The organism is Lysobacter luteus (assembly GCF_907164845.1).
Lineage (GTDB): Bacteria > Pseudomonadota > Gammaproteobacteria > Xanthomonadales > Xanthomonadaceae > Novilysobacter > Novilysobacter luteus.
Genome location: NZ_OU015430.1, coordinates 2,681,869 through 2,700,109 on the forward strand (window position 1 = coordinate 2,681,869; position 18,241 = coordinate 2,700,109).

The following is an 18,241-nucleotide window of genomic DNA, read 5'->3' on the forward strand; positions in this document are numbered from 1 at the left end:
GCCGCCAGCCGCGACGGGGCGCGGGCGCGGCACGGGTGCCAATGCAACGATGGATACCACTCGGTGGCAACGGCTTTCCCCATTGCTCGACGAACTGTTCGAGCTGGAAGCGCACGACCGCGCGCGGCGGCTGGATGAGCTGCGCGCCGACGATCCGGATCTGGCGGTCGAGCTCGAAGCCCTGATCGCGCTGGAGGTCGGCCAGGAGGACTTCCTCTCCGAGCCGGTCGTCTCGCCGCAACGCGGGGTGCTGCCGGGCAATGAGGTCGGCCCGTACCGGCTTGAGCGCCTGCTCGGCGAGGGTGGCATGGGTCAGGTCTGGCTGGCCGCGCGCGCCGACGGGCTGTACCAGCGGCGGGTCGCGCTCAAGCTGCTGCGACCGGGGCTGGCCGACACCAACCTGCGCGTGCGGTTCACCCGCGAGCGGCAGATCCTGGCGCGGCTCGCGCACCCGCACATCGCCCGGCTGCTGGACGCGGGCATCAGTGCCGACGGCCTGCCCTACCTGGCGCTCGAGCACGTCGACGGCGCCCCCATCACCGATTACTGCCGCGAGCACCGCACCCCGGTCGAGACGCGGCTGCGGATGTTCGGCCAGATCTGCGAAGCGGTGAGCCACGCGCACGCCAACCTGATCGTCCACCGCGACCTCAAGCCGTCCAACATCCTGGTGACGCCGGCCGGCGAAGTCCGGTTGCTCGATTTCGGCATCGCCAAGCTGCTCGACACCGACCCCGCCCCCGAGCAGACGCGCACCGGCGTGCGCGCGTTCACCCTGCACTACGCCGCGCCCGAGCAGATCCGCGGCGAGCCGGTCACGACGATGACCGACGTCTACTCGCTGGGCGTGGTGCTGTACGAGCTGCTGTCCGACCAGAAGCCCTACCGGCCCAAGCGCGAGAGCGACGCGGCTTGGGAGGAGGCGATCCTCACCGGCGACCCGCTGCGTCCGTCGCTTGCGCTGCAAAGGACCGCCGACGCCCGTCGGAACGATCCCGATGCCCCGGCGATGCGGCGCCGTGCGCGGATGTTGGCCGGCGACCTCGACAACATCGTCCTCAAGACCCTCTCCAAGACGCCGGAACAGCGCTATCCGTCGGTCGAGGCGCTGACGCAGGACCTGCAGCGCCACGCCGCCGGGCGCCCGGTGCACGCCCGCTCGCAGAGCCTCAACTACCGGATGGCGAAGTACATCGGCCGCCACCGCTGGGCACTGGGGAGCGGCGGGCTGGTCGCGCTGGTGCTGACCGCCTCGCTCGGCGTGGTCGCCTGGCAGGCGCGCGAGGCGGTGCGCGAAGCCGCGCGCGCGCAGGCGATGCAGGATTTCATGGTCGGTGTGTTCGAGCGCGCCGGTGGTACGCGCGACGGTGATCCGCTCAACCTGCGCCAGTTGCTCGCCACCGCGGTCGAGCGCGGCGACCGCGAGCTGGCGCGACAGCCACGCGCGCTGGCCGAATTGCTCGGCGTCATAGCGCGGCTGCGCACCGGGCTGGGCGACTACGACGAGGCCAGCGCATTGCTCGAGCGGCAGGCGGCACTCATCGCAGGCACCGATGCACCGCCCAGCCTGCAGCTGGAATCACTGACGCAGCGCGGCCGCGTGCTGCGGATGCTGGGCGACGACGACGGATGCCGGGCGTTGATGGAGCCTTCGCTGGCCATGGCACAGCGCGAGCAGGCCCAGCTGCCGCCCCAGGTCACCGAGTTCTACTCGCAGCTTGGCCGCTGCCGCCGCGCGGGCGGCCAACTGCAGGGCGCACGCCAGTTGTTCGAACGGTCGCTGTCGCTGCGCCGCACCCACCACGCCGACCCGGTCGGCGAAGTCGAGAACCTGATGGACCTGGCCGGCCTCTACGCCGACGCCGGGCAGACCGACACCGCGCTTGTCGAGTTCGACGCCGCCCGCCGCAAGCTGCGTGCCGAGGCCGGTGACCGCCACCCGCTGCTGGTCGACATCCACCGCAACCTCGCCCGGCTGCACCGTGCCCGCGGCGAGCTGGCGCCGGCCCGGCAGCAGCTGCTGGAAGCGCTTGCCATTGCCACCGACCTCAACGGCCCCGGCCACATGACGACGCTCGCGGTGGAGCGCCAGCTGGCGTCGGTGCTGGCCGACGAGGGGCGGCACGCGGAAGCCATCGCGCGGCTGGAGTCGGTCCAGGAACAGCTCGCCGGTCGGCATGGCGACGACCACCCGGTGCTGGCTGACGGCTATGCACGGCTCGGGCGGCTGGCGTGGGAACGCGGCGACCTGCCGGCCGCCACCACGGCCCTGCGGCGTGCCCTCGCGCTGCGACGCAGTACCGGTGCAGCGGGCCCGATCGCCGACGCACTGGTCGACCTGGGCACGGTGCTGCACCAGGGAGGCCAGGACCGCCCTGCCCATCCGCTGCTGCTGGAAGCACTGGAGCTGCGCCAGCGTCACCAGCCCGGCGACCACGCGCGCGTCGGCGAGGCGAGGCGCCTGCTCGGCGTGGTCGAACTGTCGCTCGGGCCCGCCGACAGCGGCCTGGAACGGTTGGGGCAGGGCCTGGAACAGTCACGCCGCTACCTGGGCGATGCGCATCCGGAAACGCGTCGCGCCGAACTGGTGCTGGCGACCTACCACGCACGCAGCGCCATCGATGCGATGTCGGTCGATACCGCGATGGCCCGGCTCGACGCGCTGGCGGCGTTGCCCGGTGGCGAGCTCGAACTGCGCCAGCTGACGTGGCAAGCCGGCGCCCGCGCGGCGGCCTTGCGCTGCACCGGCACCGGGCGTGCCGCGGCCACACAGGAGCTGGACCGGCTGGACGCGGTGGTACGCCAGGCCCAACCCGAGGGTGGCGTGATCAGCCGCGAACTCGCCGCGATCCGTGCCGGCTGCGACCTGCCGGTCGCCCCGCGCTCGCTGGCCGGCGCTGCGTCCGCCCGCTGAACGCTACAGCGGCAGCGGCGCCTGTAGCGGTTCGATCGTGCCTTCGCCGCCCATCACTTTCTTGTACTCGCGGCGCGACACCGAAACGTAGCGCTCGTTGCCGCCGATCTCGACCTGCGGCCCCTCCCGCACGGCCCGTCCCTGTGCGTCGACGCGCATGTTCATGGTCGCCTTGCTGCCGCTGTGGCAGATCGTCTTGATCTCGCTGATCTCGTCGGCCCAGGCCAGCAGGTACTGGCTGCCCTCGAACAGCTCGCCGCGGAAATCCGTGCGCAGCCCGTAGCAGAGCACGGGGATGCCAAGCGCATCGACGACCTCGGTCAGCTGCCAGACCTGCGGCTTTCCCAGGAACTGGGCCTCGTCGACCAGCACGCAGTGCAGTCGGCCGTGCGCGGCGATGTCGGACTTCACCAGCGCCAGCAGGTCCTGGTCGGGGGCGAAGGCGACCGCCTCCGCGCTGAGGCCGATACGCGAGGCCACCGTGCCGCTGCCGGCGCGGTCGTCCAGCCGCGGGGCCAGGATCGCCACCCGCATGCCGCGTTCGCGGTAGTTGTGCGCCGATTGCAGCAGGGTCGTGGTCTTCCCCGCGTTCATCGCCGAGTAGTAGAAGTAGAGCTTCGCCATCGGCGCAGTTTAGCGCCGGCACTCGCCGTGCCGTGCCGGTGCGACCGGTAGAATGCCGGGCCGCACCACCGGTTCCCCGCGTCTCGATGCACGGCCTCAACCCCCCCCAGCGCGCCGCCGTCCTGCACACCGACGGCCCCCTGCTCGTGCTCGCCGGCGCGGGCAGCGGCAAGACCCGCGTCATCGTCGAGAAGATCGCCCACCTGATCGCGTCCGGCCGCATGCCGGCCAAGCGGATCGCGGCGATTACCTTCACCAACAAATCCGCCAAGGAAATGCGCGAGCGCGTCGCCAAGCGCATCCGTGGCGATGCCGCCGATGGGCTGACCATCTGCACCTTCCACGCGCTGGGGCTGAAGTTCCTGCAGATCGAGCACGCCAAGCTGGGCCTGCGCCGGGGCTTCTCGATCTTCGACAGCGATGACAGCGCGGCGCAGATCAAGGACCTGCTGGGCACCGGCACCAAGCCGGACGCGCTCGACGACATGCGCAACCTGGTCTCGCGCGCCAAGAACGCCGGCCTGTCGCCCGAACAGGCGATGTCCGAGGCGCGCAGCGCGCGCGAGGTCGACGCCGCCACCGTCTACGCGCTGTACCAGGCACGGCTGGGCACCTTCAACGCGGTCGACTTCGACGACCTGATCCGGCTGCCGGTGCAGTTGCTGGAGTCCGATCCCGAGTGCGCGCTGGCCTGGCGCGAGCGCATCGGCTACCTGCTGGTCGACGAGTGCCAGGACACCAACGATGCCCAATACCGCCTGCTCAAGGCGATCGCCGGGCCGCGCGGGCTGTTCACCTGCGTGGGCGACGACGACCAGTCGATCTACGCCTGGCGCGGCGCCAACCCGGACAACCTGCTCGCGCTCGGGCAGGACTATCCCGACCTGAAGATCGTCAAGCTCGAACAGAACTACCGCTGCTCCAACCGCGTGCTGCGCGCGGCCAATGCACTGATCGCGAACAACCCGCACGAGCACCCCAAGACACTCTGGTCCGACCAGGCCGACGGCGAGCGCATCCGCATCTGGGAGTGTCGCGACGCCGCGCACGAGGCCGAGAAGGTCGCCGCCGAGATCCAGTACACCGCGACCGCGAAGCAGGCGCCGTGGAGCGACTTCTGCATCCTGTTCCGCGGCAACCACCAGTCGCGCGCGCTGGAGAAGGCGTTGCAGCTGCTGCGCATTCCCTACCACCTGACCGGCGGCACCGCGTTCCTGGAGCGCGGCGAGGTCAAGGACGCGCTTTCGTGGCTGCGGCTGGTCGCCAACCCCGATGACGACGCGGCCTTCCTGCGCGCGGTGACCTCGCCCAAGCGCGAGGTCGGTGCGACCACGCTGGCAAGGCTGGCCGAGCTGGCGCAGCACGCCCACATGCCGATGTCGCGCGCCATCGAATCGGTCGGCGCACTCAAGCAGTTGCCGCCGCGGGCGGCCAACGCACTCGACGGGTTCGCGACCATCATCCGCGGACTGCGCGAGGACGCCCGCCGGCTGGCCCCGGCCGAGCTGGTGCGCGAGCTTGCCCAGCGGTCCGGGCTGCTGCAGTCGATCCGCGCCCAGTGCAAGGACGAGGCCGGCTACCAGCGGCGCAAGCAGAACCTGGAGGAACTGGCCGACTGGTTCGACGGCGCCTCCGACCGCCGCGGCGGTGCCGGCCCGGGTGAGCTCGCCGCCCAGCTGGCGCTGCTGTCGCACGCGGACAAGGGCGACGCCGGCAACCAGGTCCGGCTGATGTCGCTGCACGGCGCCAAGGGCCTGGAGTTCCGCTACGTGTTCATCGTCGGTGTCGACGACGGCAACCTGCCGCACGAGGCGAGCATCGAGGAAGGCCGCATCGACGAGGAGCGCCGCCTGCTCTACGTCGGCATCACCCGCGCCAAGGAACAGCTGTGGCTGTCGTACTCCAGGCAGGCGCAGAAGTGGGGCGACCTGCTGCGACTCAAGCCGAGCCGCTTCTTCGACGAGCTGCCGGCGGACGAGGTCCAGCGCGACGGCGCCGATCCGGTCGCGGACGCGGCGCGCAAGCAGGAGCGCGCCAAGGCCGGCTTCGACGCGATCCGGGCGTTGCTGGACAGCTGATTCCGCCGCCGCGGCCATGCTGCGGCGCATCAAACCGGTAATCCCGGCATCCGGGCGAACGCGTGCTGCCGCCCCGTAGGCACTGTCGCGAACGTCGCGCGGTGACGCCATGCGGCAGCGTTCTGTTCACTTCGTTGTCGTGTTCGTGATATCGCTATGGGCAACGCGGACGTCGTCGACGGCCGCGTCGTCGTACTGGCCGCCGCCGGTCCACCGTTCGCGGTGACACGGCAACGCCCCCGCGCTCCTGGTCCATGAGGGACCGCTGTGTTGCGCGGGGACGGGCGGACAGGTCGACCTGGGGAGAGGCACGCCAGCAGGCGCGCGCTCTGAATGGACGCACACATAGGGAAATCACCATGCTCGTCTCCAACAGCGCGCCTGCGTTGCGCGCTTCTGCACTTTCCGCACGCCCGTCGTCCGGGCCACATACGCGGCTGACGCCGCTCTCACTGGCTCTGGCCACCGCGCTTTCGCTGGCGGCACTGCCGGCGACCGCCGCCGAGGTCTGCCTGACCGACGCTACCGCCCCGGCCCTGGCCGACGGCGACAAGAGCCTCGCCTGCGGCCGCGGCGGGATGGCGATGGGCGAGGCCGCCACCGCGGTCGGTGCGGGCAGCAAGGCGTTCGGCTACAAGGTTTCGGCCTTCGGCGCCGGCAGCAGTGCCACCGGCTCTGCCACCACGGCGATCGGCGCCGACAGCCGGGCCGTCAACGTCAACGCCACCGCCGTCGGAAGCGGCAGCAGCGCCGATGGCATCAACGCCTCCGCGGTGGGCGCCGGCAGCAGCGCGACCGATTACGCCGCGTCAGCGTTCGGCACCAACAGCCAGGCCAGCGGCTTCTACTCGTCCGCGCTCGGTGCCGGCAGCACCGCCAGTGGCATCAACAGCACCGCGGTCGGCTACAGCGCCAGCGCGAGCGCGGCCAACGCCGTCGCCCTTGGCGGCGGTTCGGTCGCCGACCGCGATGACAGCGTGTCGATCGGCAGCGAAGGCGCCGAGCGCCAGCTGACCCACCTCGCCGCGGGCACCGAGGCGACCGACGCGGTCAACCTCGCCCAGCTCGAGGCGGTGGCCGACGTCGCCGATGCAACCGCGCGCCAGTTCAAGGCCAGTGGCGAGGCCGAGGCGATCGTCGACGGCGAGCAGGCGGTTGCCGTCGGCGCCGACGCCTACGCGGGCAGCGACCGTGCGACCGCGATCGGTTCGGCCAGCAGTGCGTTGGGCCTGGGCGCGTCGGCGTTCGGTTCCGGCGCGTTCGCGCTCGGCGACTACGCCAGCGCCAATGGTTTCAACGCGGTAGCCGAAGGCGCCAACAGCGTCGCCAACGGCAGCCAGGCACAGGCGACGGGGGACTCGTCGACCGCGCTGGGCGGCCAGCTGTATGTCGAGGACGAGGACGGCACCGTCCTGCTCGACCAGTCGACCGTCGCCGCGGGCGAAGGCGCGACCGCGCTCGGGGCCGGGGCACAGGCCGCTGGCGGGTTCGGCACCGCCGGCGGCGCGGCGGCCAGCGCGGCCGGCGTGCAGGCAAGCGCGGTCGGATTCAGCAGCAGCGCCGGCGGCGACGGCGCCAGCGCGTTCGGCGGCTTCAGCAGCGCCTCCGGCTTCCTGTCCTCGGCGCTGGGCTATGGCGCGGTCGCGTCAGGCGAACTGGCGACCTCGGTCGGCGCTTCGGCCGAGGCCAGCGGCGCCAGCAGCACCGCGATCGGCGAGGCCAGCATCGCCTCGGGCAACGAGAGCACCGCGGTCGGTGGCAGTGCGGCCGGGCTGTTCTCGACAGAGGCCAGCGGCGCGCAGGCATCCGCTTTCGGCAATGGCGCCTGGGCCAGTGGCGACTCCAGCAGTGCGATCGGCTGGCTGAGCACGGCCGAGGCGACCGGCTCGACCGCGCTGGGCGCGGCATCGTGGGCGGCGGAAGCCGACTCGACCGCGCTGGGCTACGGCGCCAACGCCGAAGCGGCCAACAGCGTCGCGCTCGGCGCCGGTTCCGTGGCCGACCGCATCGACAGCGTGTCGGTCGGGATCGAAGGCGGCGAGCGCCAGATCACCCACGTCGCCGCCGGCGTCGAGGACACCGACGCGGTCAATGTCGCGCAGTTGCGCGAACTCGGTGAAATCGCCAAGTCGACCGACATCCACTTCGAGTCGACCGGCGCCGGTGAGGCGATCGTGCTCGGCGAGGAGTCCATCGCCGCCGGTGCGGACGCCCTGGTCGAAGGGGACTACAGCAGCGCGTTCGGCTCGGCCAGCAGCGCGATCGGTGCGGGCGCGGGCGCGTTCGGATCGGGAGCTTTCGCACTTGGCGACGGCGCCACCGCGACCGGCTTCAACGCGCTGGCCGACCACGGTGACGCAAGCGCTTACGGCGCCGGCAGCCAAGCCACCGCCGCGGGGGCCACCGCGGTGGGCAGTGGTTCCATCGCCACCGGCGGCGCCAGCGTCGCGCTGGGTTCGCAGGCGCAGGCCACCGGGACCGGCACGCTGGCATTCGGTAGCCAGTCACTGGCCAGCGGGGATGCGAGCGTGGCCACCGGCTTCATGAGCCAGGCCAGCGGCGCGTTCTCCGCCAGCTACGGCGCCGGGACCCGTGCCACCGGTGACTACAGCTACGCCGCCGGCGGCATGTTCGACCTCGGCGCCGTGATCGGATTCCCGCCGGGCCAGATCGTCATGCTCACCGCGGCCCACGGCATCGGCGCGACCGCGCTGGGCAACGGCGCGGTGGCCGGTAGCGAGTACTACGAGTCGATCGGCGACACCGCGGTCGGAAGCCTGACCGTCGCGGACGGCGGCTACTCCACTGCACTGGGCTTCGGCGCGACCGCCGGCGCCGACAGCAGCGTGGCGATCGGCACCAACGCCTACGTCAACGACGACGCTTACGACAGTGTCGCGCTCGGGGCCGGGTCGCTGGCCGACCGCGCCAACACGATCTCGGTCGGTAGTGCGGGCGACGACTACAACTCGGCGTTCCAGCGGCAGATCACCAACGTGGCCGCCGGCACCGAGGCCTTCGACGCGGCCAACCTTGGCCAGCTGCAGTCCGTCGCGGCGGTGCTGGGTGGCGGCGCCGGCTTCAGCGGCGGCGTGTTCGCGCCACCCAGCTACTTGATCCAGGGCAGCAGCTACGGCGACATCGGCAGCGCGTTCGCCGCGGTCGACCAGCGTTTGAGCGCACTGGCCGAGGAGATCGACGGGATCCCCGGCAACCGTGACAGGAAACCCGTGCCGCCCCGGCGTGGCTCGACCACGACGGCCGAATCGGAGCCGTCGTCGCCGGCCACCGGTACTGCCGGCGTGGCGGGGCTCCCGGCGGCGGACACCCCGGCCACGGGCATCGGCCACGGAAGCGCCGGCGCCAACCCGGTACAGGCCGGCGACGCCGGAACGCTGGCGAGTGCGCAGGGCTACACCGACCACGCCACTGCGCAGGCGTTGCAGTCAGCCAACGGTTACACCGATGCCGCGGCGGTTCAGACCCTGCAGTCGGCCAATGACTACACCGACACCACCGCCACGCAGACGCTGCACTCGGCCAACGCGTACACCGACAGCCGCTTCACCCTGCTCAACGACGACTTCACCGCGCTGCGCGGCGAGGTCGACTCGCGCTTCAACCAGCAGGAGCACCGCATCGACCAGATGGGCGCGATGAGTGCGGCGATGGTCAACATGGCCACCAGCGCGGCCGGCATCGACACCGACAACCGCGTCGGCGTCGGCGTCGGCTTCCAGAACGGCGCCACCGCGCTGTCGCTGGGTTACCAGCGGGCGCTGTCGGAGCGGGCCACGGTGACCTTCGGCGGCGCCTTCAGCGGTGACGACACCTCGGTCGGCGCGGGCGTCGGCTTCGGCTGGTGATCCGCGCCGACCACGCAACCACACGTTCGACCAATCAACCAAAAGGAATGGAAATGACTGGCAACAAGCACCTGCGCATCGGCCTGCTGGCCTCGATGATCGCCACCGCCCTGGCCCTACCGGCCGCCCACGCCGGCGCGCCCCTGGAAACCCGCCCCGCAACCCGGACCACCCCCGCCGCCGAGGACGGTGCGCGCCTGATAGTGCGGTACCGCGACGCCGGCGCCGACCGCGCGCTCAAGCTGCAGGCGGTTGACGCCGCCGCCCGCCGCGCCCACGGCGGACGCATCATCCGCACCCAGTCCGACGCCCGCCGGCCGATACCGACCGCGCGCCACGTCCGCCCGCTCGCGCTCGGCGCCGACCTGCTGCGGTTGTCGCACCGGCTCGACCGGTCCGAGCTTGAAGCGCTGGTGCGCGAGCTGTCGGCAGACCCGGCGGTGCGCTCGGTCGAGGTCGACCGGATGTTGCGCCACACCGGCCTGCCCGGGCCACGCCGCGCCATGCCGGCTCAACCACAGCTCGACATCGACGACGAGTACTTCGCGCAATACCAGTGGCACCTGCATGACGCGACCGGCGGCATCGCCGCCCCGGCCGCGTGGGACGCATCGACTGGCGAAGGCGTGGTGGTGGCGGTACTCGACACCGGCATCGTGCCGCACCCCGACATGGACGCAAACATGTTGGAGGGCTACGACTTCATTACCGACGCGTTCGTCTCGCGCCGCGCAACCGACGCCCGCGTGCCGGGCGCCTACGACCACGGGGACTGGGAAGCCGCCGACGAATGCGCGGCCGGCAGGCCGGCGTCGGACAGCTCGTTCCACGGCACACACGTCGCAGGCACCGTGGCCGAACTGAGCAACAACGCGATCGGCATGGCCGGCGTCGCCCACGACGCGCAGGTGCTGCCGGTCCGGGTACTGGGCCGCTGCGGCGGCTACACCTCCGACATCGCCGACGCGATCGTCTGGGCCGCCGGCGGCACCGTACCCGGGGTGCCGGCCAATCCCCACCCGGCCGAGGTGATCAACCTCAGCCTCGGCGGTGGCGGCAGCTGCTCACCGCTCAGCCAGGCCGCGGTCGACACGGCCACCGCCCTGGGCGCGACCGTCGTGGTGGCGGCCGGCAACAGCAACGGCGACGCCGCCAATTTCACCCCGGCCAGCTGCGACAACGTGGTCGCGGTGGGTGCCAGCCGCATCACCGGCGGCCGTGCGAGCTACTCGAACTACGGCGCGCGCGTGGACCTGGCCGGCCCCGGCGGCGGTGGCGGCGTCGACGGCAATCCGGGTGGCTACGTCTGGCAGGCGACCAACACCTCGGCGACCTCGCCGGACCTCGGCACCCCGACCTACGTCGGCATGGCGGGCACCTCGATGGCCTCGCCACACGTGGCCGGCGTCGCGGCGCTGGTGCAAGGCGCGGTGGTCGGTGCCGGCCAGGCGCCCAGGACACCGGCCGAGCTGGAGGCGATCCTCGTCGAAAGCGCGCGTGCGTTCCCGGCGGCGCCTGACCGCGAGATCGGCAGTGGCCTGCTCGACGCCGAGGCCGCGATCGCGCTGGCACTCGGCGGCGGCGGCGACGATGACGATGACGATGACGATGACGATGGCGACGACGGCGACGACGCCACCGAGCTGGCCAACAAGGTTCCGGTACGCAGCCTGTCCGGCGGCGCAGGCGACAGCCTGCTGTTCCGCATCGAGGTGGCGGACGGCGCGCGCCTGCTCAACGTGATGAGCCACGGCGGCAGCGGCAACGTCAGCGTGTACGTCAGCAGCGGCGAGCCGCCGGCCGGCGATGCCTACGAGTTCCGCTCGAGCCGCCCCGGCAACAGCGAGACGGTCCGCGTGCGTAACCCCGCCGCCGCGGCGTACTACATCCGCGTGGTCGGCGAGACCGCCTTCGACGGACTGACCCTGCAGGCCCGGGTGGACTGACGCACGAGAGGTCATGTGTGGTCGCAGGGACGCGGCCAGATGCCCCGGCTCCGGCCGGGGCTCTTATTTGGAAGGTTGCCGGCGCGTGGTCGCCGTTGCGGCCCCCACAAACGACAGGGGCGGCCGAAGCCGCCCCTGCCGCTACCGCACGAACCGGTGGATCAGAACTTCAGCGAGTACCGCACGTTGGCGCCGTGGTCGCGGGCCTCGTCGGCGTACTGGCCGCTGTAGCCGAACTCCAGCAGGCTGCGGGCACCGAACCGTGCGGCCACACCGGCTTCCAGCACGGTCGAGCGCTCCGCCAGCGGCGCGCCCGTCACGGTGAACGCAGTGCCGTCGTCCCACGCGTGCACGCCCTCGGCCACCAGGTCGCCGGAGGCGTGGCGGTAGCCGAGGCCGCCGCGCAGGTGCAGGCCGCTCGCCGACTGCTGCGCACCGCCGAGGCCGACGTCGAAGCGGACGCCGACCGTCGACAGGGTCGCGCGGGTCTCGGCATCGCTGCCGGCCAGCGCGGCACTGCCGCCGTCCTCGACGAACCCGTCGGTGTCCACGTCCACGCGCGCGACCTGCAGGTAGGGCTCCAGCGTCCAGGCCTGGCGACCGAACGCGTATCCACCCTCGATGAAGGCCTGGGTGGTGGTGGCGTCGTACTCGGTGTGCAGGAACTGGTCGACGTCGGCAAAGGCCACGTAGCGCTCGCCGTCGATCTCCTGGTCGGCGCGGGTCAGGCCGGCGCGCAGCGACAGCCCGCCCCACTGGTTGCCGCCGTACACGCCGAGGTGGCGCTGCTTGACGTCGCCGCTGGACGCACGCGCCCGCAGGTCGATGTCGGTGCGGCCGGTGCCGCCCAGCGCACCGACCTGCCAGCCACCGGAGAAACGGTGCTCGATGCCGACGAGTACACCGTTGGCGTCATGCTCGACACGGCCGGTGTTGGCGTCGCCATGGATGCTGCCGCCGCTCTTGAACGCCTCGGCCCATGCCGTCGTCGCCGGGGCATCGTCGTCGAGCGCCGACAGGACCGGCGTGGTGCGCGCAAGCGCGGCCTCGCGCACCATGCGGGCGTCCTCCACCAGCACCGCGCGTGCGGCGGGGTGGAACTCGCCGCCGAGCAGGTCGAACGCGCCCTGTGCCTGTTCGGGGAACAGCTGCACGAGCGAGCCGAGCAGCGCCGCGTCATCGGCCATCGCATCGGCCGCGCGCGCCACCGAGCGCTGGTTGGGCGTGGTGGCGGCCTCGGCCAGCGCCATCGCGCGGACCACGTCGAGCGTCACTACGTCGGCGCCGTAGCCCAGGTTGAACCCCAGGAACGGCGAGAACGCGCCACGGCTCACGCCGGCGAACGTGCCGTTGACCGCGGAGGCCTCGAGCAGGGTGTAGCTGGCGCCGATGTCGAACACGCCCGGAGTGCCGAACAGCCGCACCGTGCCGCCCTGCAGGTCGGCGACGCCGCTGACCGAGATCAGGTCGGCGCTGCCGCTGGCGCCCAGCTCGGCGTCGAAGTACGAGCCCGCCAGCTGGGTGTAGTCGCCGGCGACGGACAGCGTGCCGATCGAGTTGCCCGGCGCGATGGTGCCGGCGACGACCGTGCTGCCGACCGTGCCAATGCCACGCAGGCCACCGCCACCGTTGACCCGCAACGCGCCCGACTGGGTGCCGTCGACCTGCAGCCAGCCGCCGTTGACTGTCGCCGCGTTGGCGAGCACGCCGCCGGCCGCGACCCAGGCCAGGCCACCGTCGACCACGGTGTCGCCCAGTGCGTTGTTGCCGGTCAGCTCGAGCACGCCGTCGGTGACGGTCAGGCCGGCAAAGCTGTTGTCGCCGCTCAGGCGCAGCCAGCCGATGCCCGACTTGGTCATGCGGCCGGGGCCGCCGATGTCGTTGGTCCAGTCGTCCCACGCCTCGCCTTCCCACACCTTGGCGCCGCCGGCGCGGCGGTCCATGACGATGTCGGTGTCGACGCGCAGCTGGCCGTAGCCCTCCATGCCCTTGCGCAGGTCCATCAGGCCCCAGCCGTAGAGCTCGTCGACGCCCGCGGCGCCCATGTCGCGCGCGGTGGTCAGCAGCACGTCGCGGATCTGTGCGTTGTCCAGGTACGGGTAGCGCTCCATCAGCAGCGCAAGCGCGCCGGTGACGTGCGGCGCGGCCATCGAGGTACCGGTGTAGTAGGCATAACCGAGCTGGCGGTTCGGGTCCTCGAACTCCAGGGTCAGGCTGCCGTCCTCACCGACCACCACTTCACCGCTGAGCTCGCCCCAGACCACGCTCGAGGCGATCATCGTGCCCGGCGCGGTGATGCACCAGTCCATGCTCAGGCCGCAGATGTTGGACGAGCCGTCGATCTCGCCGTCGAGGTTCATGTTGGCGACGCTGAGCCAGTAGGCCTCCAGCTCCGGCAGCCAGCGCGGCAGCGTCGCGGTGACGCCGGCGTAGTAGCCGGTGCCGTTGCCGGCAACGCCATCATCGCCGCCGTTGCCGGCGGCCCAGACCTGCAGCATGCCGTGGTCGCGCGAACCGGCCGCGTAGGGTTCGAAGAAGCCGGCACCCAGGGCGTCATAGACGAAGTCGGCGAAGCCCGCCGAGTCCAGCGGGATGGTGAAACCCCAGCTGTGGTTGATCGCGCGCACGCCGTTGGCGGCCATCTGCGCGTACATGTCGGCCAGCGCTTCGTCACTCGGGCTGGTGCCGTGGACATTGCTGTCCAGCCCGTTGGGGCCGAAGAAGTATTCGTTGAGGCGGTTGGTGAACAGCTGCGCCGAGACCAGGCCGGAGCCGAACGCCACGCCGTGCATGCCGCTGCCGTTCCGCGCGGCGGCCATGGTGCCGCCGACGTGGGTGCCGTGGGCGTTGTATTCCAGGTCGAGCGCGTTGCCGCTGCCCCACACGTAACCATCGGGCGCCAGATAGCCCTCGACCGAGGCCTGGCCGCCATCGGAATAGAAGCAGCCCCACAGATCGGTCAGGTTGCTGCAGCCCGGGTCGCCGAACTTCAGGCCGATGTGGTCGCCACCGGCGAATTCCGCGTGGTCCAGCGCCACGCCACTGTCGAACACGCCCAGGCGGATGCCATGGCCCGTCAGGCCACGCGCGTAGGCGTACTCGGCGCCGATCGCGCCCAGGCCCCAGTCGGCCATGAACTCGTCGGTGCGCCAGCTGGCGGCATCGCCGACCTGGCCGGGGTCTTCTTCAGGCGCGGCGTCCTGTGCCATTGCCGGCAACATGGCGCCCGCCAGCAGGCAGGTGGCGATGGCGCGGCAAAGCGAAGAGCGGGAAAGGCCGGAGTGGGAACGTGGTGCGTGCTTGCTCATGCGGGTCCTTGCGTGTGAACGAAAAACGCCTGCCGGTACCTGGATCAGCGCCGGAAGGATGCGAATGGAGCGCGCGGCGTACATCCCCGTGCCGGACGCGAACCCCGTTGTATACGTGAACAAATTGTGAATGTCCACGCGTTGAAACTGCGACGCAGGCCTCGCTCCGGACCGCCCCGGGGCGTCGTTAAACTGGAGCGCTTCCTGAGCCACCGGGCCACCCCATGCGCATCCACCTGCTGTCCCCGCTGCTGATCCTGCTGGTCCTGCCCGCGTGCCGGCACACCGCGCCGCAGGCCCCCCAAGACCGCCCCGCGGCGGTGACGGTGGCGGCCGACGACAACCTCAACGCCGTGCTGTGGATGCAGGCTTCCGCCGAGTACCGCGCCGCCGCGCTGCAGACCTGGCGCGCGGCCACCGACCGGCTCGACGACGCCCTGGCCGACCCCCGGTGGGATGCACTGCTGCCAGCCGAACGCGGCAACCCGGCCATGGGGTTGCCGCCGGCGGTGATCGTCGATGTCGACGAGACCGTGCTGGACAACTCGCCGTACCAGGCGCGGCTGGTCCTCGACGGCGGCGAGTACGCCTCGGCGACCTGGGCGGCGTGGGTCGACGAGCGTCGGGCGACGCCGATCCCGGGCGTCCTCGCGTTCGCACAGGCGGCGCAGGCGCGCGGCGTCACCATCGTCTACATCAGCAACCGCACCGAGGCGATGCAGGACGCGACCCTGGACAACCTGCGCGCGGTCGGCCTGCCGGTCGCCAGCGATGCGGTGTTCCTGGGCAAGGGCACGGTGGTGGAGGGATGCGCGTCGGCCGACAGTGGCGACAAGGCCTGCCGCCGCCGGCTGGCCGGACGCGACTACCGGGTGCTGTTCCAGTTCGGCGACCAGCTGGGTGATTTCACCGCGGTCGAGCCCAACACGCCGGATGCCCGCGCCGCCCTGATGGCGACCCACGGCGAATGGTTCGGCGAGCGCTGGTGGATGCTGCCCAACCCCAGTTACGGCGACTGGCAGCCGGCTGTTTTCGACAACGACTGGGGCCAGTCGCCCCAGCAGCGGCGCGAAGCCAAGCGCAGGGCGCTCGACCCCGCCCGCTGACAGTCAGGTTTCCAGCGCGGCCAGCGCGTCGGCTGGCAACGGCAGCAGTGCCCAGAACGCGACGTTGCGTTCGCGCCAGTCCTCCGCCGCCTCGTTGAGGATCGACAGCAGGGTCGCGAACGTGTCGTCGTCCGCCTCGCGCAGGCCACCGATCTGTTCGACCATCAGCAGGTAACCGGGCGCCGGCCACCACGCCAGGTCGCCCAGGCTGTCGGCCAGCGCGTCCCAGTTGCCGCCGAACCACGATGGAAACTGCAGGCCGCGCGCCAGCCGGGCGAGCAGTTCGGTCTTGTCGCCGCAGCCGGACAGGTCGATCCGGGCGACCCCGAAGTCCAGCGCGGTGCCGGCCTGGGCCATCGCGGCGGTGTCACGGTCGTCGATGAAGTACGCGCCGGACTGCACCGGGTCGGCGAGCAGTGCGCGCAGGTCGATCGCATTCATGGCGCCCCCACCGGGTCGAAACGACGGAAGCTGCGGTAGTGGTCGTCGGTGTAGTAGTACTCGGTCGGTGGGTCGCCACCGGTCACGATGCGGCGAGCCCCGCGGTCACGCGAACCGGGCGTGTCGACGGTGAACTCGCGGTAGTGCCCCCGTGGCCGTTGCGGCAGCAGGCGCTCGCGGTTCTGGAAAACGCCGCCGTCCTGGCGGTAGGCGTACGGGCCGCCGCTCGCGATGGCATCCAGCACCGGCCCGGCTTCGGGTGGCAGGAACGCCGGCAGCCCCGCCGACGCATCACGCGGGAGCTCGCGTTGCGGCGAGTCGGCGCCGGGCGCGGACAGGCCGTCCGGGCCGGTCTGTTGCAAACCGAACCACAGCGCGACCAGCGCGACCGCGGCCAGCAGCCAGAGGGGGCGATTGGATCGCACGGCCTGTCCTGTTCGGGAAAGGCCAGAGTCTAGCCGCAAGGCGCCGGCGTCCGCGGCGGTTCGGGCGGACGATTATCCGATCGCGGCTGAAGCCGCTCCTACAGCGATCGGGAGTGACGCGGCAGCTTCACCGCGGAGCCGCGGCTTCAGCCGCAGCGGAGTCCGCTGATCGCGCCGCGTTCGTTGACGTCGATGTTGAGCCGATCGGCGCGGAAGTCCATCGTCACGGCCTGGCCGGGTTCGATGACCCGCACGTCGTTGCTGTGGCTGTCGACGCGCGCACGCTCGACGACCTCGGCGGTCGCCGCGCGGCCGATCGCCCAGGAAGCATCGTCGGCGACGCAGACGGTGGCGGGGTCGCGCGGCACGTCGACCGGGGGCATCGTGGTGCAGGCGCCGACGGAGAGCAGCAGGACGACAACGGGGATCAGCGGCGGTCGGGTCATGGCGGGGCTCCGGTACGGCGTCCGGGGGAGCCTGCGGTGGCCCGCGTGTTCATGATGTAAACGCGACGGGCGCCGCGGCATCCTCCACCTCGGCCAGGCGCAGCATCAGCCTGGCCAGCGTCACCACGTCCTGGTGGTTGTGGGCGCACACGCGCCGCAGCAGCGTCGACGGTCCGCCGCGCAGGTAGGACAGCCACGCCGCCGGTGCCTCGGAGCCGGGCAGGTCGTCCTCGCGCGCGATCTTCAGCAGCTCGCGCTCGATCGTCGCCAGCCGGCAGTTCTCCCACACACCGCGGTAGCGCCTGCGGGTCGGGAAGAGCAGGTCGACGTGGTCGAGCGGGGTGATCGGGCACGGCAGCCGGGCCAGCCGGTAACGCGTCTTCAGCAGCGGCGCGTCGTAGCAGCGACCGTTGTAGCTCGACAGCACCGTGGTCGGCGACAGCCAGCCGGCGAACTCCCGCAGCATCGCCGTTTCCGCTGCCAGCGTGGTGATCAGCAACTGGCGCACGCGCAGGCCATCGCCGTGCAGCGGATGCGCGTGCCAGTCGGCCGCGCCGATCTGGAACGCACGCGTGCCGGTGCCGCCGGCCAGGCCGGTGGTCTCGGTGTCGAAGAACAGCAGGTCGCGCGGATCCACGGTGTCATCGCGCTTGGCGAACGTGAGCGGCAGCGCGTCGGCCGGCGCGGCAAACGGCAGCCAGTGCTCGATCAGCCGCAACCCCGGCGCAATTTCCTCGCCGGGCAGGCGGCGGTCGACCGGCGCCCGCGATGCCGCGGCGACCGGCTTGCGTTCGCGCACGCCCAGCAAGCGCCGCAGTGATTCGATCGAGGTGTTGGCAGGCGCGGCCGGCGCCCGGTCGCGCACGACCGCGGTCGGCGCCGGACGCGACGGCGCACCGGCCTCGCGCTTGAGCGCGCGCAGCTTGTCGAGTGTGATGCTCATGCGGGCCTCATGCGACGCAGGGGTCCGGTGGGGCCACGCGAACGTGGCGCACCCCCACCGCGCGCAGGAGCGACGCAAGTCGCGACCTGTACATCGCTTCGGCCGTTCGGCGGGTCGCGACTCGCGTCGCTCCTACGGCGGGGC

General features: G+C 71.8%; 10 protein-coding genes and 1 pseudogene. 5 read left to right on the forward strand and 6 right to left on the reverse strand.

Going from position 1 to position 18,241, the window contains the following annotated elements; translation table 11 throughout:
* Nucleotides 1-49 precede the first annotated feature (49 nt).
* Nucleotides 50-2,914, forward strand: coding sequence for a serine/threonine-protein kinase (locus tag KOD61_RS12605; RefSeq protein ID WP_215218992.1), 2,865 nt, complete (start codon nucleotides 50-52; stop codon nucleotides 2,912-2,914).
* A 3-nt stretch (nucleotides 2,915-2,917) separates the two neighbouring features.
* Here the strand turns inward: KOD61_RS12605 and KOD61_RS12610 are convergent, their stop codons facing one another.
* Nucleotides 2,918-3,538, reverse strand: coding sequence for a thymidine kinase (locus KOD61_RS12610; RefSeq protein ID WP_215218993.1), 621 nt, complete (start codon nucleotides 3,536-3,538; stop codon nucleotides 2,918-2,920).
* A gap of 86 nt (nucleotides 3,539-3,624) precedes the next feature.
* Between KOD61_RS12610 and KOD61_RS12615 the strand changes: the two genes are divergently transcribed.
* The 3 genes from KOD61_RS12615 (at nucleotide 3,625) to KOD61_RS12625 (ending at nucleotide 11,428) form a co-directional block, all read left to right on the forward strand.
* Nucleotides 3,625-5,616, forward strand: a complete 1,992-nt coding sequence (locus KOD61_RS12615; RefSeq protein WP_215218994.1) for a UvrD-helicase domain-containing protein — start codon at nucleotides 3,625-3,627, stop codon at nucleotides 5,614-5,616.
* Between the two features lie 359 nt (nucleotides 5,617-5,975).
* Nucleotides 5,976-9,482 carry a YadA-like family protein gene (locus tag KOD61_RS12620; RefSeq protein ID WP_215218995.1) on the forward strand — a complete coding sequence of 1,169 codons (3,507 nt, stop codon included), beginning with the start codon at nucleotides 5,976-5,978 and terminating at the stop codon, nucleotides 9,480-9,482.
* Nucleotides 9,483-9,535: 53 nt separating this feature from the next.
* Nucleotides 9,536-11,428 (forward strand): S8 family peptidase, encoded by a 1,893-nt coding sequence (locus KOD61_RS12625; RefSeq protein WP_215218996.1) that lies wholly within the window; start codon nucleotides 9,536-9,538, stop codon nucleotides 11,426-11,428.
* A 161-nt stretch (nucleotides 11,429-11,589) separates the two neighbouring features.
* Here the strand turns inward: KOD61_RS12625 and KOD61_RS12630 are convergent, their stop codons facing one another.
* Nucleotides 11,590-14,736, reverse strand: coding sequence for an autotransporter domain-containing protein (locus KOD61_RS12630; protein WP_215218997.1), 3,147 nt, complete (start codon nucleotides 14,734-14,736; stop codon nucleotides 11,590-11,592).
* 224 nt (nucleotides 14,737-14,960) lie between these two features.
* Here KOD61_RS12630 and KOD61_RS12635 point away from each other — a divergent pair, with 224 nt between their 5' ends.
* Nucleotides 14,961-15,842 carry a 5'-nucleotidase, lipoprotein e(P4) family gene (locus KOD61_RS12635; protein WP_215218998.1) on the forward strand — a complete coding sequence of 294 codons (882 nt, stop codon included), beginning with the start codon at nucleotides 14,961-14,963 and terminating at the stop codon, nucleotides 15,840-15,842.
* A 3-nt stretch (nucleotides 15,843-15,845) separates the two neighbouring features.
* Here KOD61_RS12635 and KOD61_RS12640 read toward each other — a convergent pair whose 3' ends face one another.
* From KOD61_RS12640 to KOD61_RS12655, 4 genes and pseudogenes are all read right to left on the reverse strand, one after another.
* Nucleotides 15,846-16,283, reverse strand: a complete 438-nt coding sequence (locus KOD61_RS12640; RefSeq protein ID WP_215218999.1) for a barstar family protein — start codon at nucleotides 16,281-16,283, stop codon at nucleotides 15,846-15,848.
* Nucleotides 16,280-16,708, reverse strand: a complete 429-nt coding sequence (locus KOD61_RS12645; protein WP_215219000.1) for a ribonuclease domain-containing protein — start codon at nucleotides 16,706-16,708, stop codon at nucleotides 16,280-16,282. The genes KOD61_RS12640 and KOD61_RS12645 overlap by 4 nt, the downstream gene beginning before the upstream one ends.
* Nucleotides 16,709-16,854: 146 nt before the next feature.
* Nucleotides 16,855-17,154 carry an I78 family peptidase inhibitor gene (locus KOD61_RS12650; protein ID WP_215219001.1) on the reverse strand — a complete coding sequence of 100 codons (300 nt, stop codon included), beginning with the start codon at nucleotides 17,152-17,154 and terminating at the stop codon, nucleotides 16,855-16,857.
* Nucleotides 17,155-17,203: 49 nt separating this feature from the next.
* Nucleotides 17,204-18,004: pseudogene (locus KOD61_RS12655) on the reverse strand (ribonuclease H-like domain-containing protein); the annotation flags it as partial.
* Nucleotides 18,005-18,241 lie beyond the last annotated feature (237 nt).

Bases quoted from the DNA above. Each gene is read 5' to 3' on its own strand.
- KOD61_RS12605 (WP_215218992.1), top strand. From the start codon at position 50: ATGGATACCACTCGGTGGCAACGGCTTTCCCCATTGCTCGACGAACTG.
- KOD61_RS12610 (WP_215218993.1), bottom strand. From the start codon at position 3,538: ATGGCGAAGCTCTACTTCTACTACTCGGCGATGAACGCGGGGAAGACC.
- KOD61_RS12615 (WP_215218994.1), top strand. From the start codon at position 3,625: ATGCACGGCCTCAACCCCCCCCAGCGCGCCGCCGTCCTGCACACCGAC.
- KOD61_RS12620 (WP_215218995.1), top strand. From the start codon at position 5,976: ATGCTCGTCTCCAACAGCGCGCCTGCGTTGCGCGCTTCTGCACTTTCC.
- KOD61_RS12625 (WP_215218996.1), top strand. From the start codon at position 9,536: ATGACTGGCAACAAGCACCTGCGCATCGGCCTGCTGGCCTCGATGATC.
- KOD61_RS12630 (WP_215218997.1), bottom strand. From the start codon at position 14,736: ATGAGCAAGCACGCACCACGTTCCCACTCCGGCCTTTCCCGCTCTTCG.
- KOD61_RS12635 (WP_215218998.1), top strand. From the start codon at position 14,961: ATGCGCATCCACCTGCTGTCCCCGCTGCTGATCCTGCTGGTCCTGCCC.
- KOD61_RS12640 (WP_215218999.1), bottom strand. From the start codon at position 16,283: ATGAATGCGATCGACCTGCGCGCACTGCTCGCCGACCCGGTGCAGTCC.
- KOD61_RS12650 (WP_215219001.1), bottom strand. From the start codon at position 17,154: ATGACCCGACCGCCGCTGATCCCCGTTGTCGTCCTGCTGCTCTCCGTC.